We start from the raw sequence: 16,859 nt of genomic DNA, 5'->3' as shown, positions 1-16,859 counted from the left end.
ATGATAGTTATAATTTCAAAAGTGGATCAGATTTTTTATTATGACTAAAAAATCTGATCCACTTATTTGTGTCCTTAAAAATAATCATATTTGAAAAAAATAATAACTGAACTTTCATTCATCGTTTAATAGGTTTTTACTTTTTCTGTTCTATATGGATATATTTATTTATTTCTCTGTAATATTTACAAAATTAACGGCTCCCTTGTCCTTAGTTCCTAAAACCATATTCACTTTATCTATTTCCTTTCTTAATTCTGGTGCTTTCCCTTGATTGACTAAATTAAGATTCCCAAAAGATTTATTAAAAGATAGAATCTGTCTAGTTTTTTCTTTCCCATTTATTTCTTTAAATAATGTATCATCTACAATTAATAGGATTTCGTTGGATCCACCACGATATGGAGATAGCCATACATCCCCTTTGTATTGAACATTCATTTTTTTGTTATCGAATGTTAATTCTTTTAAGTCTTTATATTCTTTATTTGCAAATATGATAGTTTCATTTTTCCCTATTTTCGGTAACGAATCGAGAGGGTCTGAATATAGGAGCCCCTCGTTATTATCCCTTTCACGTATAAGTCCCTTTTTATTCATTTTTTCAGCAGTTGTTCTACTAATAAATAGTAAATTACTAGTAGCAGTATCCATAGAATCCCCAAAATTAGTCGGTAGCTTTATGTTGAGCTTGTTATTATCTATCGTCCCTTCTTTTAATTGATATAAGTCTTGCGAGGTTGTTATATCTTTGTACAAGTCAACTATAGAGTTTCTTGTTTGTTCGCTTATCTCTCCTACTTCTATTGAAATTCCATTTGCCGGAGATTCTTTTGTACCAAATAATGAATATGCTCCTAATATCGTAATTGAAATACCAGCTACTATAAATAATCCAATTCTTTTTTTCAATCTATATTCTCCTTCTTTTAAATTATATTTGAATTAAAAAATCGTTTTATACATTTTTTTCAAGTATTGAGATCGAACAAAGTAAAAGTATATAATTTGTAAGACTAAGAAACAAACTAATACTATAACGGAACTACCCAAGACTGAAAAATTAGCTAACTTTTGCAAGGCCATAAAAGCTACGGCACTATGTGTAATTGCTATTACAATGGGTAAAAAGAATAGTAATGCAAGTTGACGTGTCACAATTTTCTTTAATTCAGGTTTACTTAAACCAACTTTTGCTATCATTTTATATTGCTGCTGATTTCGTTCTAAGTCTGTGTATAATCGGAAATATAAAAAGCTTGCAGCAAACGTAAAGAAAACAATACCTATTAATACACTCATGATAGATGCAACTCCAAAACTTTGCTTCATAGCTATCCATATAAAAATTAAAGCCGAAAATTGATATGATTCGTTGTATACCCTAGAATCATTTATATCTTTATTCCCTTTCTGTAAGGAAGCCAAGATTTTTTCAGCAACTTTTTTTGTTTTCTCCCAATCTTTCACAACAAAACCATTGATAGTGAATTGACCGTATTGATTGTCTGGATCCACAATCATTTGATTATATACAGAATCCGGAATAATAATTGTCGTTATGTTTGTATCTTGTAGTTCTTTTGGCGTTAGTATTTTATTTACATGCATAGCTTTTTTTATATTTCCATGCAACAATTGAAAGTTATTTTGATTAGATTTTGTATTAGTGACTTTTCTTGATGGTATGACAAAACTATCATTTTCATCTTTTAAGCTTTCTTTTTCAAAACCAAATGCCTCAGCTAACTTATTATAATCACTTATTTTTATAACACTTAATAAAAAATTACTGTTATAAATGGTATCCGAAATTTGTTTGATTGAATAAGTCACTCGTTTGAAATTAAACCCGCCATCATTGAGTTCACTTTCAATCCTTTTTATATGTTCTTTTTCTAAATTGTTATTATTATAAGACCGATAAGAAAATGCAAAAGGGCTATCCGATTCAGCCATGGATGAATTTCCTAATCCCATACAAGTCCCCACTGCAGTGAAAGCAACAGCAGAAATAATAGTTACCATAAAAAACATCTTTGCATTATCTTTTAATTGATACACTAAATCTGAGATGGTGAGTATGTTTGTTTTCTTAAAGAAAATATTTTCCCTTTTCTTTAATACACGTAACACATACACACTGAGTTGTGTAAATAAGAAGTACGTTCCAAGTACAACAAAGCTCACCCCTGTCGCCATCATGAATAATACATATTTCACATCCTTGTAATGAATTGCGTTAACACTATGGAAAACAGCCGTATATCCTAATCCAATACAAATAAGTGCGAATAAAGATAGCCAAAGGGATGCTTTTGGTTCAGGCTTTGGCTTTTCTTCTGCTTTTATTAATTCTACTAATTGCTCTACATTTATTAGTCGAGAAGTAAAAAGTGAAATAAATAAAAATAGTAATAAGAATGCTCCAAATGTTATCCCAATTGCTTTAAAGGGCATGTAAAATGGAAGTCCTTTATCAATCATTAACAGATTGTTGCTCATAATTAAGATAAACTTAGAGAACGCCATTCCAATTGTAATTCCTGTTAAAATAGAAGTGGTACCAATTATTATATTTTCAATAAATACTAATTTATTCAACTGTGAACGCGACATCCCATGTAGCATTAGAATTCCAAAATCTTTTTTTCTTGTTTTTAAAAATGCACTTACAGAATATAAGATAAAGAAGAATGAGAAGAAAAATATTAACCCCTGCGATATCTGTAATCCTGACTTTGCAAATGTATTGATTGTTATACTAGCAGCAAGATCCCCTTGTAAATTAGGATGAAATGCAAGTAATGCATAGGTAAAGAAAATCATAATAGCAAACGTACTACTTAAAAAATGAGCCAAATATGTTCGTTTACTTCGAATGACGTTATTAAATGCGAACTGTCGAAAAGTCATTTGCATTTCCTCCTAATAATGCTAAAACCTCTAGAATTTTTTGATAAAATACTTTGCGATTATCTCCACAATAAATCTCATTGTATAACTGTCCATCTTTGATAAACACAATTCGATCACAATAACTTGCAGCCATTGCATCATGTGTCACTAACATCATCGTTGTGCTATTTTCTTTATTAAGCTTTGTCAATAATTCCATCACATCACTAGCAGATTTTGAATCCAGATTTCCTGTAGGCTCATCCGCAAGTAATAATTTCGGATTATGAATTGTAGCTCGTGCGATAGCTGTTCTTTGTGCTTGCCCACCAGAGATTTCATACGTACGTTTATCTAATATTTCAGTTATCCCTAGTTTTTCAGCAATAGCTTCCACTTTACCTTCCATTTCTCTAGGGCTTACACCATCAAGCGTAAGTGGAAGAACAATATTTTCTTTCACTGTCAATGTATTAAGGAGATTAAATGATTGAAAAACAAACCCTAATTCACGTCTTCGAAATAAAGACAACTGATCTGGAGATAACAGATATGGATTTTCTCCATGAATTAATACTTCTCCTGATGTTGGAGCATCTATAGTAGAAACCATATTTAATAGCGTTGTTTTACCACTCCCAGATGGTCCCATAATTCCTACAAATTCACCTTTGTTTATTTTTAAATCAATATGGGATAATGCTGTATAAGAAATTTTCCCAGAATAAACTTTCCCTAAATCTGAAACATGTAGTATCTCCACAAGTATTTCACCTTCCATTTCTCTTTTCGATACATGAAGTGTAACTTATATATAGTATGTCTCATATCGATTTTCCTAACATTTATCTAACAAGTTTGTAAGATTCAAAAGAAAAACCGATGAAAGGTATACCTTTCATCGGTTAACGAGATGCATACGGGAATATGATTCTAATTTTTGTTCCCTTACCTACCTCAGATTCTAGCTCAATCTTATGATTTAATTTTTCACATACTTCTTTAACAAGATATAATCCCATTCCCGTAGACTCTTTAAATTTCCTACCATTTTCTCCAGTATAAAATGGATTGAAAACACGTGGTAAATCAGCAGAAGGAATACCAACCCCATAATCTTTTACTTCCAAGATAATTGCTCGTCCCTTCGAACACGCCGATACTATTACTTTTTCTTTCTTACTTGATGAATATTTAATTGCATTTGACAATACTTGATTGAGTATAAATCGAAACCATTTCTTATCTGTTTCTACAATAAGATTCGGATCTACTTTTACCTCTGGATACACATAACTACGTATAAATAGACGTTTATTTTCATGAATAGCAGAATCAATCATTCCCAATAACTGCAATCTGTTCACTTGAAAATCTTGTTCAAATGTTTCTAAGCGAGCAACATATAAGACCATTTCTAGTCCTTTTTTGATTCTTTCCGTTTCTTCATTAATACTGTCAAATCGTGAGTCTTCTGCATCTTGTGTAATTAACTCAATAACAGAAATAGGTGTTTTCATTTGATGAACCCATTGATTCATAAAAGTCATTTGCTCTTGTTGTTTTCGTTCCCATTTTTTTAATTGGTTTTGATAATATTGATATTGAGATTGTAGTAATGTTTCTAAGGCCATTGATAATGGAGTCAAATCACTATCTTTTATTGACTCATTTAAAGTTTCCATTGGTGTTGATAGACGCTTATAGAATGAACGATGACTATAATAACGATAGATTAAATAACCCATTAATAAAAAAACACCCAAAAATACAGAATATAATGCTGTCAAAATATGTGGATAGCCATCAAACCAATATATAAAAAGAATGATAAGCAATTGGGCAAATGTATAAAAAATAAGTGGGATATGTTCTTGTAAAAATAATTTCATTATTCCTTTCCTTCCTTTTTCCAAGTAGCATGCAAACGATATCCAGCACCACGAACCGTCTCCAATGCGTTTTCGATACCTAAATCTTGCAGTTTCTTTCTAATTCTACCTATATTTACACTCAATGTATTTTCATCTATATATGAACTATCCCATAATTGTTCTAAAATCACTTCACGTTTTACAAGGAGCGGAGACTTTGTTATCAATATCTCTAATAAGGTTGTTTCTTTTCTAGTAAGTAAAATTGTCTTATCATTTAATTGAAGTTCCATTCTTTCTGGGAACAGGAATAATCCCGATTGCTCAACTATTCGTTCTTTTACTTTAGGAGCATATTCACCGTATGCTCTTCTGAGTTGACTACGAATTTTAGACATTACAACCTCATAATAAAAAGGTTTCGTAATGTAATCATCACCACCATTTTCTAAAGCCATAACTTGATCCATCTCTCCACTCCTTGCAGATAGAAATACAATTGGACAAGTAGAAATAGCTCGTATTTTACGACACCAATAATAACCGTCAAAATTAGGTAAATTCACATCTAATAGCACTATATCTGGTTTTATCTCTTGAAATATATCTAAGACATTTTCGAAGTCCTCTATAATAACACTTTGATATCCATATTTTTTAATATGAGTTCCCAGTAATTCAGCAATTTTTATATCATCTTCTACAATCATGATTGTATTCATAACGTACTCTCCTTTAATTTAGGCGCAATTTCTAAAATTCATTTGTTATTTAATATTTTACTTATGTAAAAAAGATGATATCTTACCTCCCCCCTTAAATGCAATAAGTATCCAATAAAGCGTATATTTGTTGTTATTTAATTAATAATTTCAATAGGGATTGTTTCTATCTTTTTTCTTTACTTAAGTAGATTCTTTTTAATATACACAAAAAGACCGTCACAGTATTGTGACGGGTACACAGGAAAATATTAATAACTATTTACAATTATTATTTATTTGTCACTTTTAAAGCATCTAACACTATCTTGGTTGCTTCTGCAATAAGCTTATCATCGTATTTAGCATCCTCTTTATCATGATTAGAAAGTATCGCAAGAACAATTGGTTTTTTATTTGGTGGCCAAATAATTGCGATATCATTTCTGGTTCCATAAGATCCCGAGCCAGTCTTATCAGCTACTTCCCATCCTCCTGGAACTCCGGCACGAATTAAGTTGTCTCCGGTAGTATTCCTTTTCATCCAATCTATTAATAAATCCCGTTTCTCAGTTGAAAGTACATCTCCTAGCGTAAAAGCCTGAAGACTAGTAGCTAATGCCTTTGGGGTACTAGTATCACGTACGTCTCCTGGAGGCACTTCGTTTAATTCTGGTTCAAAACGTTCAGGATTTGTAACGGTGTCTCCTACTTCTCTTAGTGATTTTTTGAATTCACTAGGTCCACCTAATTGTTTAAGAATAAGATTTTGTGCAGTATTATCACTATATCGAAGAGAAGCATCTGCAAGCTCTTTCAGGGTCATACCACTATCAACATACTTTTCTGTAATTGGATTGTAATTAACAAGATCTTCACGGGTATACAAAACTCTTTGATTTAGATCTTCTATTGATTTCTTTTGTAAAAGTACTCCCACAGCTAAAGCTTTGTGGGTAGATGCGTATGCAAACCGTTCATCTGATTGATAAGTAACGGTTTGATTCGTATCAGTGTCCAATGCATAAATACCGAGTTTAGCATCAAATTCTTTTTCAAGTTTAACAAAAGAATCATTACCAGTAATTTCTTGTTTGATTTGATTTGTTTGTTTCGTTTGTTTAGGTAATTCAGATTGAGTATTACCATCAGAACAGCCTATAAGCGTTGCACATGAAAGAAATACTACAGGTACCATCTTTTTGTAATGTAAAATGTTAAAAAACTTGTTTAAGACTATCATACATTTTCAACCTCTTTCAAGAATATATGTTTTTTAGATGTTATACATATCGATACAATTAAAGAGTGTATCGGATATCACTCTCTTGCATCTCACTTTTCATAAAATGAGTGAACTATCATGAACCCCTGTTTTATACGTATACTTAATAGACAACCTAAATAACAAGTTTGTTCCATTTTTATCAGTAGTCGTATCTAGAAATCTAAAAAAGTCCATTTAGAAAATCTAAATGGACTTTTTCACTCATATAATCCTATCTATAGTTAAACGAATAAGATTAAATAAATTTAATTTTTCTTATTTTATCTAATAAACTGTTTAGGCATTTCTTTAACGTGCTTATCGTCATCACGCCAATCATAGGTTTCTTTCTGTGAAACATCTAAAGTTTGATCTCCAATTCTAACAATATTCTTATTTACCCATTCAATATATGGATCTGTATCTGGATAGTTCCAATATATATTTTTCTCTGAATCTGTATCAAGGTTAACTAATTCACCCCTAACAGCATCCGCACTTAATGATCCTGCATTATGAAAATAAGTCTTGATGAGATATTTTCCATCTGGAGATTTCACTGTTCGAATTAATTCCCCTTTTGGAACACCTTGCAAACTAAAAAGTTTCCAATATCCAAATCCAATTATAATTACTAACATAGTAAGTATAGTTAGTAATACTTTTCTTTTCGTTTTTTTAATTTCACCTTTTGTATTTATAATACTCATTCAACTCCATTCCACAGAACGCATACCATATTATACCATTAAATAAATGGTATAATATATCAAAAATAAAAATCCTCCCGTAATAGTATTATAAAAAGGGCATGTGATGGTCTCGCTATTTATAAAGTGAAACTTTAATCACCCTCACCAATCTGGCTGCCCGTTAATGCGGGATAATCATGAAAATTCCCCTTTAAGAAAAAAATAAAAAATCAGACAGTATACTTGAATTGCTCTTCGCAAGAGAATATACTAATAAAGCAGGCTATGACGTTCCTTCCTTCTAACTTCTTTGGCGAAATAGGGATGTTACTTTCCTGCTAAACACATAGGCTATGACAATTCTTCCTTCTTTGTAGAAATTTCAAATTGTTTTAGAGTTGTCAATTCCCTATGAAAAATAATTAGACTATAAAACCTCTTTCTTCTTTGGGATTGAATAAACTTTAGTTTATCAACCATTGATGTAGAGGTTTTCTTTTCTTAATTAACAAATTACCACTTAACAACTAAATGTTATACCCCTAATTTTTCACTAAAAAATAGCTATGTACCCTCTGTGCATTTTTCTACAATTAGTGTGTTTATACATATAAAAATAAAAATCTACCACTGAAAGGAGGACAGTCAGACTATTCCCCTCTTTTATAAGGCGTGAATAGCTGGCGTTCTCATGAAAAATTCTATTTACATAAGAAGAAGTTTGAAAGTAATTATAAAAAGAGAAGAAAATAAACTACCGAACATTTATTTAGCCACTGTTTTAAAAAACTTGGAAAGTTTAGGATTTACTTTTTCCGAGCCTTTAATAGAAGAGTTGCAAACCCTTTCGGTTGATGCATTCACATCGTTTTACAAAGAGTTGGTAAAACATTTAAAAGAAATGGTTGGAGCACATATTCAGTTTACTCCTATGTATCCAAACTTTCCGCAACAAATGATGGATTTAAGTGACGCTGATTTATACATCAATGCCATTATTCATTATGTGACGTTGCGCCTACCTGTATCAAAAGTAGAAGAACGACTCCCTCTTTTAGATAGAGTTGATTTGAAAGTTATTGACTTAGGAAGTGAAGAAGATTTCAATCAAATGATTTCTCAATTGATTAGTGCAAACAGCTCTATTTCCTCAACTGATAAGACGGATGTAGAATGGGCTATTACACACACTGAAGATGTTTCCTGTTTTCTACCTAATGTAATTCCTCATAAGGAAAATATGTCTTTTATAATTGGGGTTTTATTAATAAACAGAAAAATATCAGCCGATGCTGCTGCAAAGTATTTTAAAACAGCAACTGATGTTCTTCGCCTTGCAGTTGCTTTATCTGAAGGCGATGTGAGTTTATCATCCTCCGTCCGATTCAAGAAGTTTAACCGAGCAGAAAGACGCTTCCTTTTAGGATTGTTAGAGCAATGCGGAAACATTACCGAAGATATGCTTCGATACAAAAAACGTTGGATTCGTTTAGGTGAAATTCTTCATCCAGCAGAATATCATACTCGTTTCCCAAAAACCCACCGAGCATTTGAGATTCTTCGCAACAACATTAAAGTTGAAACATTTAATGGAAAAATAGAAGCAGCTTTGTTGAATCGTGATATCATGACAGCAAAAAATCTTTTAAAAACTCGCCCGGGGGAATTTGCCAGACGCTTGGATCATTTAATCCGTTTATGTAGTGATAAGTCAACAGATGTTTTCAATATTCTCGAAGATTTTCTAAGTATAATAGGAAACGTTTCTACTCCTGTATTACTTCAACTCACAGCTCATTTTAAGCATCGAAATGATAAAAATGAATTTCGCACCTTTTTTCCAAAGGGTAATGTAGCAAAAGCTATAGGTATTGAAAATACACTTCCATTTATCTCAGAGGATATTTGTTTAATGATTGTAAAAATGTGTGAAGATACTTTAAAAAATCGCTTCGCAGAACTTCCAAGTCTCGGAAAAGTATTTTTGGATGAACAGTTAAAAAATCACTTAGTTCCCTTCTCTCAACGTTCAGCCAACAAAGCGCTTCGCACATTATCTCGAGGAAGTAAAGTAGATTTGCCAGAAGGAGATACGATTCGTTTTTTCCTATGGTGGAAAGAAGGCTATGTGAATGGACAACATACAGGACGCGTTGACATTGATTTATCTGCTGCAATGTACGACGAAGATTGGCAATACAAAGAACATGTATCCTTCACGAACTTACGTTCAAAAAATTTCAAAGCCTACCATAGCGGAGATATTACTTCTGCACCAAAGGGGGCATCTGAATTCATTGATTTCGATATTCCGTCTGTGCTGAAATATGGTGCACGCTATGTAGTAATGACTTTGCTTTCTTACACAGACCAACCGTATAAAGATTTACCAGAATGCTTTACTGGTTGGATGGTTCGTCAATATCCTGGTTCAGGTGAAATATTTGAACCTTCTACTGTTCAAGATAAAGTGGATATTACTGCCGACACCCAAATCTCTATTCCAGTTATTTTAGACTTAAAGGAACGAAAATTGATTTGGACAGATTTGTCTCTTACAAGAGATCTAACTTATGATAATACCATCGAGGCTAATCAAAAAGGTATGATACTAGTTGGGAAGGCTTTAACTAATTTAGTTAAACCGAATTTATATGACTTGTTCCGATTACATATTGAAGCTAGAGGTGAACTCGTTCAAGACATCGAAGAAGCAGAAAGCATTTTTTCTTTGGATAAAGGGATTACTCCTTTTGATATTGAAAAAATAATATCTGATTTTATAGCTGACTCAAAAGGCTAACTACATTGCAAACATTGATAATGCGTGGAAAATATCGATGTATAATGTCTATGTGAAACAGGACCTGATAGATGCATATCAGGTCCTGTTTTTTATTTAGTAGATACTAAATAGTCCGGTTAATCACTATTCATCTAAATACACTATACTAATAAAGTGAAATTTATTCGAAAGAAGTTCATTAGTTAATATGTATCTAATTAAGAAACAGTCATATACCAGCCCAAACATCTTTTCCATATCGCCCTTCATCTTGCACACGATCCAACCAATTTCTTGCTTCTTGTTCACTGACTTCATGAATTTCTTGATATGCTTGACAAAGGGTATCTTCTACATCCGGAGCCATTTTACTTCCATCACCACATATATAAAGATGAGCTCCATTATCTAATAACGAAATTAAATTGATTCTATCTTGTTTTATTAAATGCTGTACATATGTTTTTGGATGTCCCTCTAGACGAGAAAAAGCTGTGTGTAAAGAGATTAATCCATCTCTTTCATCATTTTCTAGTTCTGTACGATAAAGATAATCTTTTTCAGGATGACGACAACCAAAATATAGATGTGCTTCTCCTAAGTTAATACCTTTTTGCTTTTGAACACGACGCGCTTGCAAGAATCCACGGAATGGTGCAATTCCAGTACCTGGCCCAACCATAATAATTGGTGTTTCTGGATCTTTAGGTAATTCAAAGTTTGATTGTGGCGTTCGAATGAAACAGATAATCTCATCTTTATTATGACGCTGAGCTAAGTAATTAGAAGCGACTCCTTCATATGTCCCTTCCCCACTCCATGCAGGCGCATTAACAACACCGACCGTAATGCTCAGACGATTCTGTACAACGAGTGGAGAGCTTGAAATAGAATAGTAACGCGGTTTGAGCGCAGGAAGAAGTTCTAAAAAGCGTTCAAATCGGATTTCACAAGCCTCATACTTTTCAAGAAGGTCCAACATTGAAATCCGTTTCTTTAGTATTTGTTCATGGTAAACTCCTTCTTCTAATAATGCTTCCAATTCTTTTTTATGAGGAGGACATGCTGTGAATGTTACCATTTCTCGTATTTGTGCTCGAGTGGCTGCTTCTTGAACTTCAACACTATAACTAAGAAGGTCCAATAAACTAACAGGACTGTCTAAAGGTATGTGATTTATACTTCGTCCACTTGCACTCAGTATAACTTGATCCTTCCCATTTAATCCAAAACGTTTTAAAATTCGGTTGATATTTTTCTCGCTATTAACTGGCAACACTCCAAGGTGGTCTCCTTCTTTATATGTAGCGCCTTCTGGCAAGGATACCTCGATATGTCGTGTACTTCTATCACTACTGGATGATTGGAGTTCACGATTTTCTAGTATAGATGCATAAACTGCTTCATATGTTCGTGCAAGAGGAGATCCTCCAAGACGACTGACAAATTGCAAACTCAAAGTACTGCGCTCTTTTTCCATATTTTTGTTGAGCTCCAATCCAAATGCCTTCATTGCATCAGACCACATACTTTGTTTCCATTGCTCAAGCTGTTCCTCGAAATCACCACTTGCATCTGCTTCTCCGCGTTTAGAAAATCTTGTTGCTCCTTTTTGAGCCATCTGCTCATCAATGTATCTTGGAATCCGTTGATAGGTACTAGCCCAATTATGATCTCCACAACCAAAAACTGCGTATTGAACACCTTTTAGCTCATCCGGTTTTAGTTCCTCCAACCATTGCACAAACTGCCCTGCATTACTTGGTGGTTTTCCATTATAAGAAGAAGTCACAATAAGTACCGCTCCTTCTTTTGGTAAACTTCCAATTCGATCGTTAAGAGCTACCACTTCCGTTTGAACCCCTTCTAAACTAGCTGTATCCGCTAATTCTCTTGCAATACCTTCTGCTACCCCTGTATCCGAGCCATACAGAACAAGAAGCGAAAGATTATCGGCCCCAATAATAGAAGGTGTCTTCTGGACGTGTTGCTTAATTTCATCGTTTTTCAGCTTGTCCTCTGTAGGTGGAAGAGCAGTAGGATGGCTAATAGTTTGTTTTCGGGGTAGAATCCTAATCTTAAAATCACCGGGCTTTAGCGTTAATGTTTGTTTTACGTCCAGCTGATAGTTTTGATAATCGATTAATTCAAAATGTTGAAGAAGCATTCCCATTACAAGAGTGGCTTCATGAAGTGCAAATTGCATACCGATACATGCTCTCTGGCCATTTCCAAATGGCTTATAAGCATGATAAGGAACCTTATCCAGCTCTTCAAATCGTTCAGGTTGGAATTCTTCCACGTTGTCTCCCCATGCATCTTTATCCCTATGTAGCTGTGGAATAAGAACAGAAATACGATCTTCTCCTTTCTTAATTGGGTATTTCCCGCCAATCACTGTATCTTCTTTTGCATAGAGACTGAATGCTGGAGCGGTAGGCCATAGACGCAGTGATTCATTTAAAATCATCCGTATATACTTCAGTTTCATAACTTGTTGGTATGTTGGAGTAGGATCTGTCAAAACACGGTCTACTTCTTCATAGGCTTTTTTCAATTTATCCGGATTCTTTAATAAAAAGTAAATTGCAAAAGATAACAATCCACTTGTTGTCTCATGCCCAGCTATTAAAAAAGTGATAATTTGGAAACGAATGTTTTCATCATCTAAATTTTCACCAGTTTCCGGATCTGACACATTTAACATACGGGAAAGTAAATCATTTTCTTCCTGATCTCCACTACTTTTACGTTCAGCAATAATATTATCTACTAAAGAAAACATAGATTGGATATCATGCTGAAATTGACGTTTCGTTCTCCACATAAGTTTGTCTTCTATATCCAGCCGCTGCAATTGGTGCATCGCCTCATCTAGAGCACGAGTCATGCTAGTAATAAAAGGATGAGGGGTCTCACGATAAAAGCTATTAAATCGGTAATTAAAACCACATAGACCAATTGTATCTAACGTAAGACGAGTCATATCCTCCGGAACATCCACGTTTTCATTCGGATTAAGCCGTGCCCATTTTTGAACGAGTTGTACAGCAATATCAACCATCATAGCATGGTAATCTTTCATTGCCCGTTGGCTAAATGTAGGCATCAAAATATTATGAGCTTTTTTCCAGTTAGGCTCGTGAGTCTCGCTTGTAAATAATCCGTCTCCAGCAAAGGCGCGAACTTTTGCTAAAGCACCCTCTATACTTTTATCGAACCGTGTTTCGTCACAGACTTCTGCTACCAGTTCATGTCCGGAAACGACAATAATGGTATCACTTAAAGTTTGAATTTGAAAAATGGGACCATACTCTTCCGCTATCTTGATAAAGGATAGGGTCGGTTTATCTTTATCGATTAATGGGAGATTACCCAGCGGTCCATATGTTTTCGGCTGAGGAATGGCAGATACTTTTTTTTCCATTTAAAACATCCTTTCAAAAAAGCATGAAATAACATATCCCATTTAATAAAGAGGAAATAGCAACTAATCGCCTGGGATAAAGATATGTAATTGATTACCTTATTTTATCTTTTCCCTAACTATTCATGATTATGATATTACGTATAAGCTTGGCAATTAGACTTATAACTTGTAGAAAAATACTAAATTAAAATGAAGCGAATAAATATAGTTGGAGCCTTTTAATGTTGGTGTTAAAAGATAATCTAAACTTGTAATGTTTATGAGAAATTGCAAACGGATCTCATCTCTTGTATTTGTTTATAAAAACGATTATTTTGATTCATTTTTCTTCTAAAACACCCCAAAAATAGAGAAGTTGACGAGCTTAAGATTGTAGTATTCGAAAAATCAGTAGTTTAGTTAAACCAATACGATAAGCAAGTATACCGTGTTACTAATGAAAGAGGACCTGATATGAACATCAGGTCCTCTTTTACTATATAATTATTTCCCTGCTTCTTTTAGTTCTTTTCCAGCTTTAAATACCGGCGCCTTAGCAGCAAAAAACTTGTAGGAATCATTATCAAGCGTTTTATTTTTCTCTACCGATTTAGCTTCTCGACAGCTTCCGCACTTGTATCTACACGTTTAACGAAAAAAACTAATAGTAGTGCAACAACATTCATGCCAAGCGCTACATAAAACGAATATTGAATTCCAGATAATAAAGCCTTCTGAGTTACTATTGCCTTCGTAGTTTCTGTAAAGGTTGTTGGATCTATATGAGACATTAAACTTTCAGCTTTTGTTTTTGTTACAGAGTTCATAATCGTAACAAGAATAGCAGTACCAATCGAACCGGACACTTGTTGAGCCGTATTATTAACAGCTGTACCGTGCGGGTTTAAGCGAGTTGGCAATTGATTAAGACCATTTGTCATAAGTGGCATCATAACCATCGCCATCCCAAACATCCGCAGTGTGTAGATAAGAATAATATGTGTGTGACTAGAGTCAATTTGCAGACTTGCCAACATATAAGTTGAAACAGCTGTAATGGAAAGCCCCACTATGCCAAGAATCCGAGGACCATATTTATCAAATAGTTTACCTGTAATTGGTGACATAATCCCCATTATAACCGCACCTGGAAGCATCATCAGTCCAGAGCTCAGCGGAGAAATGCCACGGACGTTTTGTACATAAGCTGGTGTTAAAATCATACCCGAAAACATGGCCACCGCGTTGACAATTGCAATTACAGACGCAAGTGCAAACATTGGGTACTTGTAAACACGTAAATCCAATAACGGCTCATCCATTTTTAATTGACGAATAATGAAAGCAATTAGGGCAATTGCGCCTATGATTAAGGTTGTTAAGACAACTTTATTTGTCCAACCATCGGAGCTTGCAGAACTGAATCCATATAACAAACCGCCAAAACCGACAGAAGATAATAGTAATGAGAGATAATCAAGTTTTGCATTTTTGTTTTGTTTCATGACATTCTCAGATTTCCAAATCCCTAACAGTAAGCTAATGATTGCTAACGGTAAAATCATTTCAAAAAGCAAACGCCAGTCATAATACTCTACAATATAACCTGATAGTGTCGGCCCAATTGCTGGAGCTGTAATCATAACTAGTCCAAAAATCCCCATTGCTGTTCCCCTTTTTTCTCTTGGAAAGCTTACTAGCATAATATTCATTAACAAAGGTCCCATAACTGAAGAGCCTGCCGCTTGAACCATCCGACCAGTAAGTAATAAACCAAAGTTAGGTGCTACAGCCGCTAAGGCAGTACCAAGAATAAAAATCACCATAGATGTAATAAATAGGCTCCTATTCGAGAAACGCGTTATTAAAAATGCTGAGGCCGGAATTAATATACCACTTACAAGCATATACCCTGTAGAAAGCCACTGGATCGTTGAATAATCTTGAATGTTTAAATCTTTCATTATTGATGGCAAGGCTACATTTAAAAGGGAGTTATTTAGAAATGAAACAAATGCCCCAATAAAAAGGATTACAAGCATTACATATGGTGGTTTTCTTTTATGTAATGTTTCACTCATATATTTAATTGCCCCTTCATTATAAATTTCATTGATTCGTTTAAATCGTTTACATATTTGCACAAGAAAACATTACCCTTACAGTATTTTGCCAAACTCTTCGAATGGATATTCTCTTTTTAGCAATTCCACTTGCTCAACATACCATTTTAAAATCTTTTTGTTGATTAAACCTTTATAAAAATATTTGTTAACGGAATTTAAATTAGGCTGAAATACAAAAAAGAAGCAACTGAAAATCCCCTTCTAAAATAAAGTGAAACTTTACATCAATGAGATTTTTACAGGCAGCGAGAAAAATCAAAAAGACTACGCACCCATTCCTTTAAATACAGGCTTGTAGATCTAGTTATGTAACCATCCATAAAAAGGAATATTACATAGGCTAAGTCTAACATTACATTTTTAAAGTGAGGAGAATAAGCGTATGGACCAATATTGGTATTTGAATTCAAAGGGAAATGGGCAACAATATACTAACCAAATTTCATTATATTCACAGCCCGAAATAACTACATCTGAGGTAATGAATGATTTGAAGCTTCCTGAGAATTGGAGTTACCGAGTCTATCCAGTTAGTTGGGATTCATCAGCCAATTATACGGGGTTCAATCCCCAACCTCCTCCCTTCTCTTGGGGGCAGCAGCCAATTAATTATGCAGAGATACTACCACAAGGTCACCCTGCTAATTGGACTCCATTACCAGGTCATGCAGGTTTTAATTTTCAAAAACCTCCCTTCCCCTGGGCGCAACCATTCAATCATACAGGGATGTTCGCACAAGGTCATCTCGCAGCTTTACTATCGCCGCCAGCTAAGGCTTTTAAATTCAATACCAATAACGGGGGTATTTTCGGAAACTCTCCAGGATGGGGAGGACAGATAAGTCCCATGGGATGGGGAGGACAGATAAGTCCCATGGGATGGGGGAATAACGGAGGTTACGGTCAGCTAGGAATGCTTGGAAACTTACTTACAGCAGGAAAAGGCACCATGAGTGGAATAGGAATGATCAGTAGTCTAATCGGGATGGGGAAGTTCTTCTTTTAGTTAATTAGAACAGGAGAATGTGGCTGTAGCTTTAATCAACCACATTTAAAGACAGTAATCTCCCACCTAACTTCCTAGCATAGCATTCGCGGAAATTTTAG

The 16,859-nt window shown here is 34.2% G+C and carries 11 protein-coding genes; 2 read left to right on the top strand and 9 right to left on the bottom strand.

The annotated features are described in order from the left end of the window. Window positions 1–168: 168 nt before the first annotated feature. The 7 genes from B9A45_RS13510 to B9A45_RS13480 form a co-directional block, all read right to left on the bottom strand. Entirely contained in the window at window positions 169–912 is a 744-nt protein-coding gene (locus B9A45_RS13510) for a lipoprotein BA_5634 family protein (RefSeq protein WP_084064133.1), read from the bottom strand. Between the two features lie 33 nt (window positions 913–945). After that, window positions 946–2,916, bottom strand: coding sequence for an FtsX-like permease family protein (locus tag B9A45_RS13505; protein WP_084064132.1), 1,971 nt, complete (start codon window positions 2,914–2,916; stop codon window positions 946–948). Continuing rightward, window positions 2,891–3,661, bottom strand: coding sequence for an ABC transporter ATP-binding protein (locus B9A45_RS13500; protein WP_002104182.1), 771 nt, complete (start codon window positions 3,659–3,661; stop codon window positions 2,891–2,893). The genes B9A45_RS13505 and B9A45_RS13500 overlap by 26 nt, the downstream gene beginning before the upstream one ends. A gap of 142 nt (window positions 3,662–3,803) precedes the next feature. Next, window positions 3,804–4,790 carry a sensor histidine kinase gene (locus B9A45_RS13495; RefSeq protein ID WP_000765322.1) on the bottom strand — a complete coding sequence of 329 codons (987 nt, stop codon included), beginning with the start codon at window positions 4,788–4,790 and terminating at the stop codon, window positions 3,804–3,806. Beyond that, on the bottom strand, window positions 4,790–5,494 hold the full coding sequence (locus B9A45_RS13490; protein WP_001092331.1) for a response regulator transcription factor: 705 nt from the start codon (window positions 5,492–5,494) through the stop codon (window positions 4,790–4,792). The genes B9A45_RS13495 and B9A45_RS13490 overlap by 1 nt, the downstream gene beginning before the upstream one ends. A 271-nt stretch (window positions 5,495–5,765) precedes the next feature. Continuing rightward, window positions 5,766–6,716, bottom strand: a complete 951-nt coding sequence (gene bla, locus B9A45_RS13485; protein ID WP_000636458.1) for a class A beta-lactamase — start codon at window positions 6,714–6,716, stop codon at window positions 5,766–5,768. 305 nt (window positions 6,717–7,021) lie between these two features. Then, window positions 7,022–7,450: a DUF5412 domain-containing protein gene (locus tag B9A45_RS13480; RefSeq protein ID WP_000022542.1), complete on the bottom strand. Its 429-nt coding sequence runs from the start codon at window positions 7,448–7,450 to the stop codon at window positions 7,022–7,024. Between the two features lie 673 nt (window positions 7,451–8,123). Here B9A45_RS13480 and B9A45_RS31615 point away from each other — a divergent pair. Next, complete coding sequence (locus B9A45_RS31615; protein WP_142263057.1) at window positions 8,124–10,235, top strand: TerD family protein; 2,112 nt, start codon at window positions 8,124–8,126, stop codon at window positions 10,233–10,235. A gap of 211 nt (window positions 10,236–10,446) precedes the next feature. On the opposite strand, the gene cypD is transcribed toward B9A45_RS31615, so the two are convergent. Together cypD and B9A45_RS13460 are read right to left on the bottom strand one after the other, a co-directional pair. Then, the gene (cypD, locus tag B9A45_RS13465) at window positions 10,447–13,644 is read right to left on the bottom strand and encodes a bifunctional P-450/NADPH--P450 reductase (protein WP_084064131.1); all 3,198 of its coding nucleotides are present in this window, start codon (window positions 13,642–13,644) and stop codon (window positions 10,447–10,449) included. A gap of 584 nt (window positions 13,645–14,228) precedes the next feature. Further along, window positions 14,229–15,707 carry a DHA2 family efflux MFS transporter permease subunit gene (locus B9A45_RS13460; protein WP_000005138.1) on the bottom strand — a complete coding sequence of 493 codons (1,479 nt, stop codon included), beginning with the start codon at window positions 15,705–15,707 and terminating at the stop codon, window positions 14,229–14,231. A gap of 427 nt (window positions 15,708–16,134) precedes the next feature. Here B9A45_RS13460 and B9A45_RS13455 point away from each other — a divergent pair, with 427 nt between their 5' ends. Next, complete coding sequence (locus tag B9A45_RS13455; protein ID WP_084064130.1) at window positions 16,135–16,758, top strand: hypothetical protein; 624 nt, start codon at window positions 16,135–16,137, stop codon at window positions 16,756–16,758. Window positions 16,759–16,859 lie beyond the last annotated feature (101 nt).

The sequence above is a fragment of the Bacillus sp. JKS001846 genome, from assembly GCF_900176455.1.
GTDB lineage: Bacteria > Bacillota > Bacilli > Bacillales > Bacillaceae_G > Bacillus_A > Bacillus_A cereus.
The sequence above is the reverse complement of the archived record's forward strand: the minus strand, read 5'-3'. Positions and strand labels throughout refer to the sequence as shown.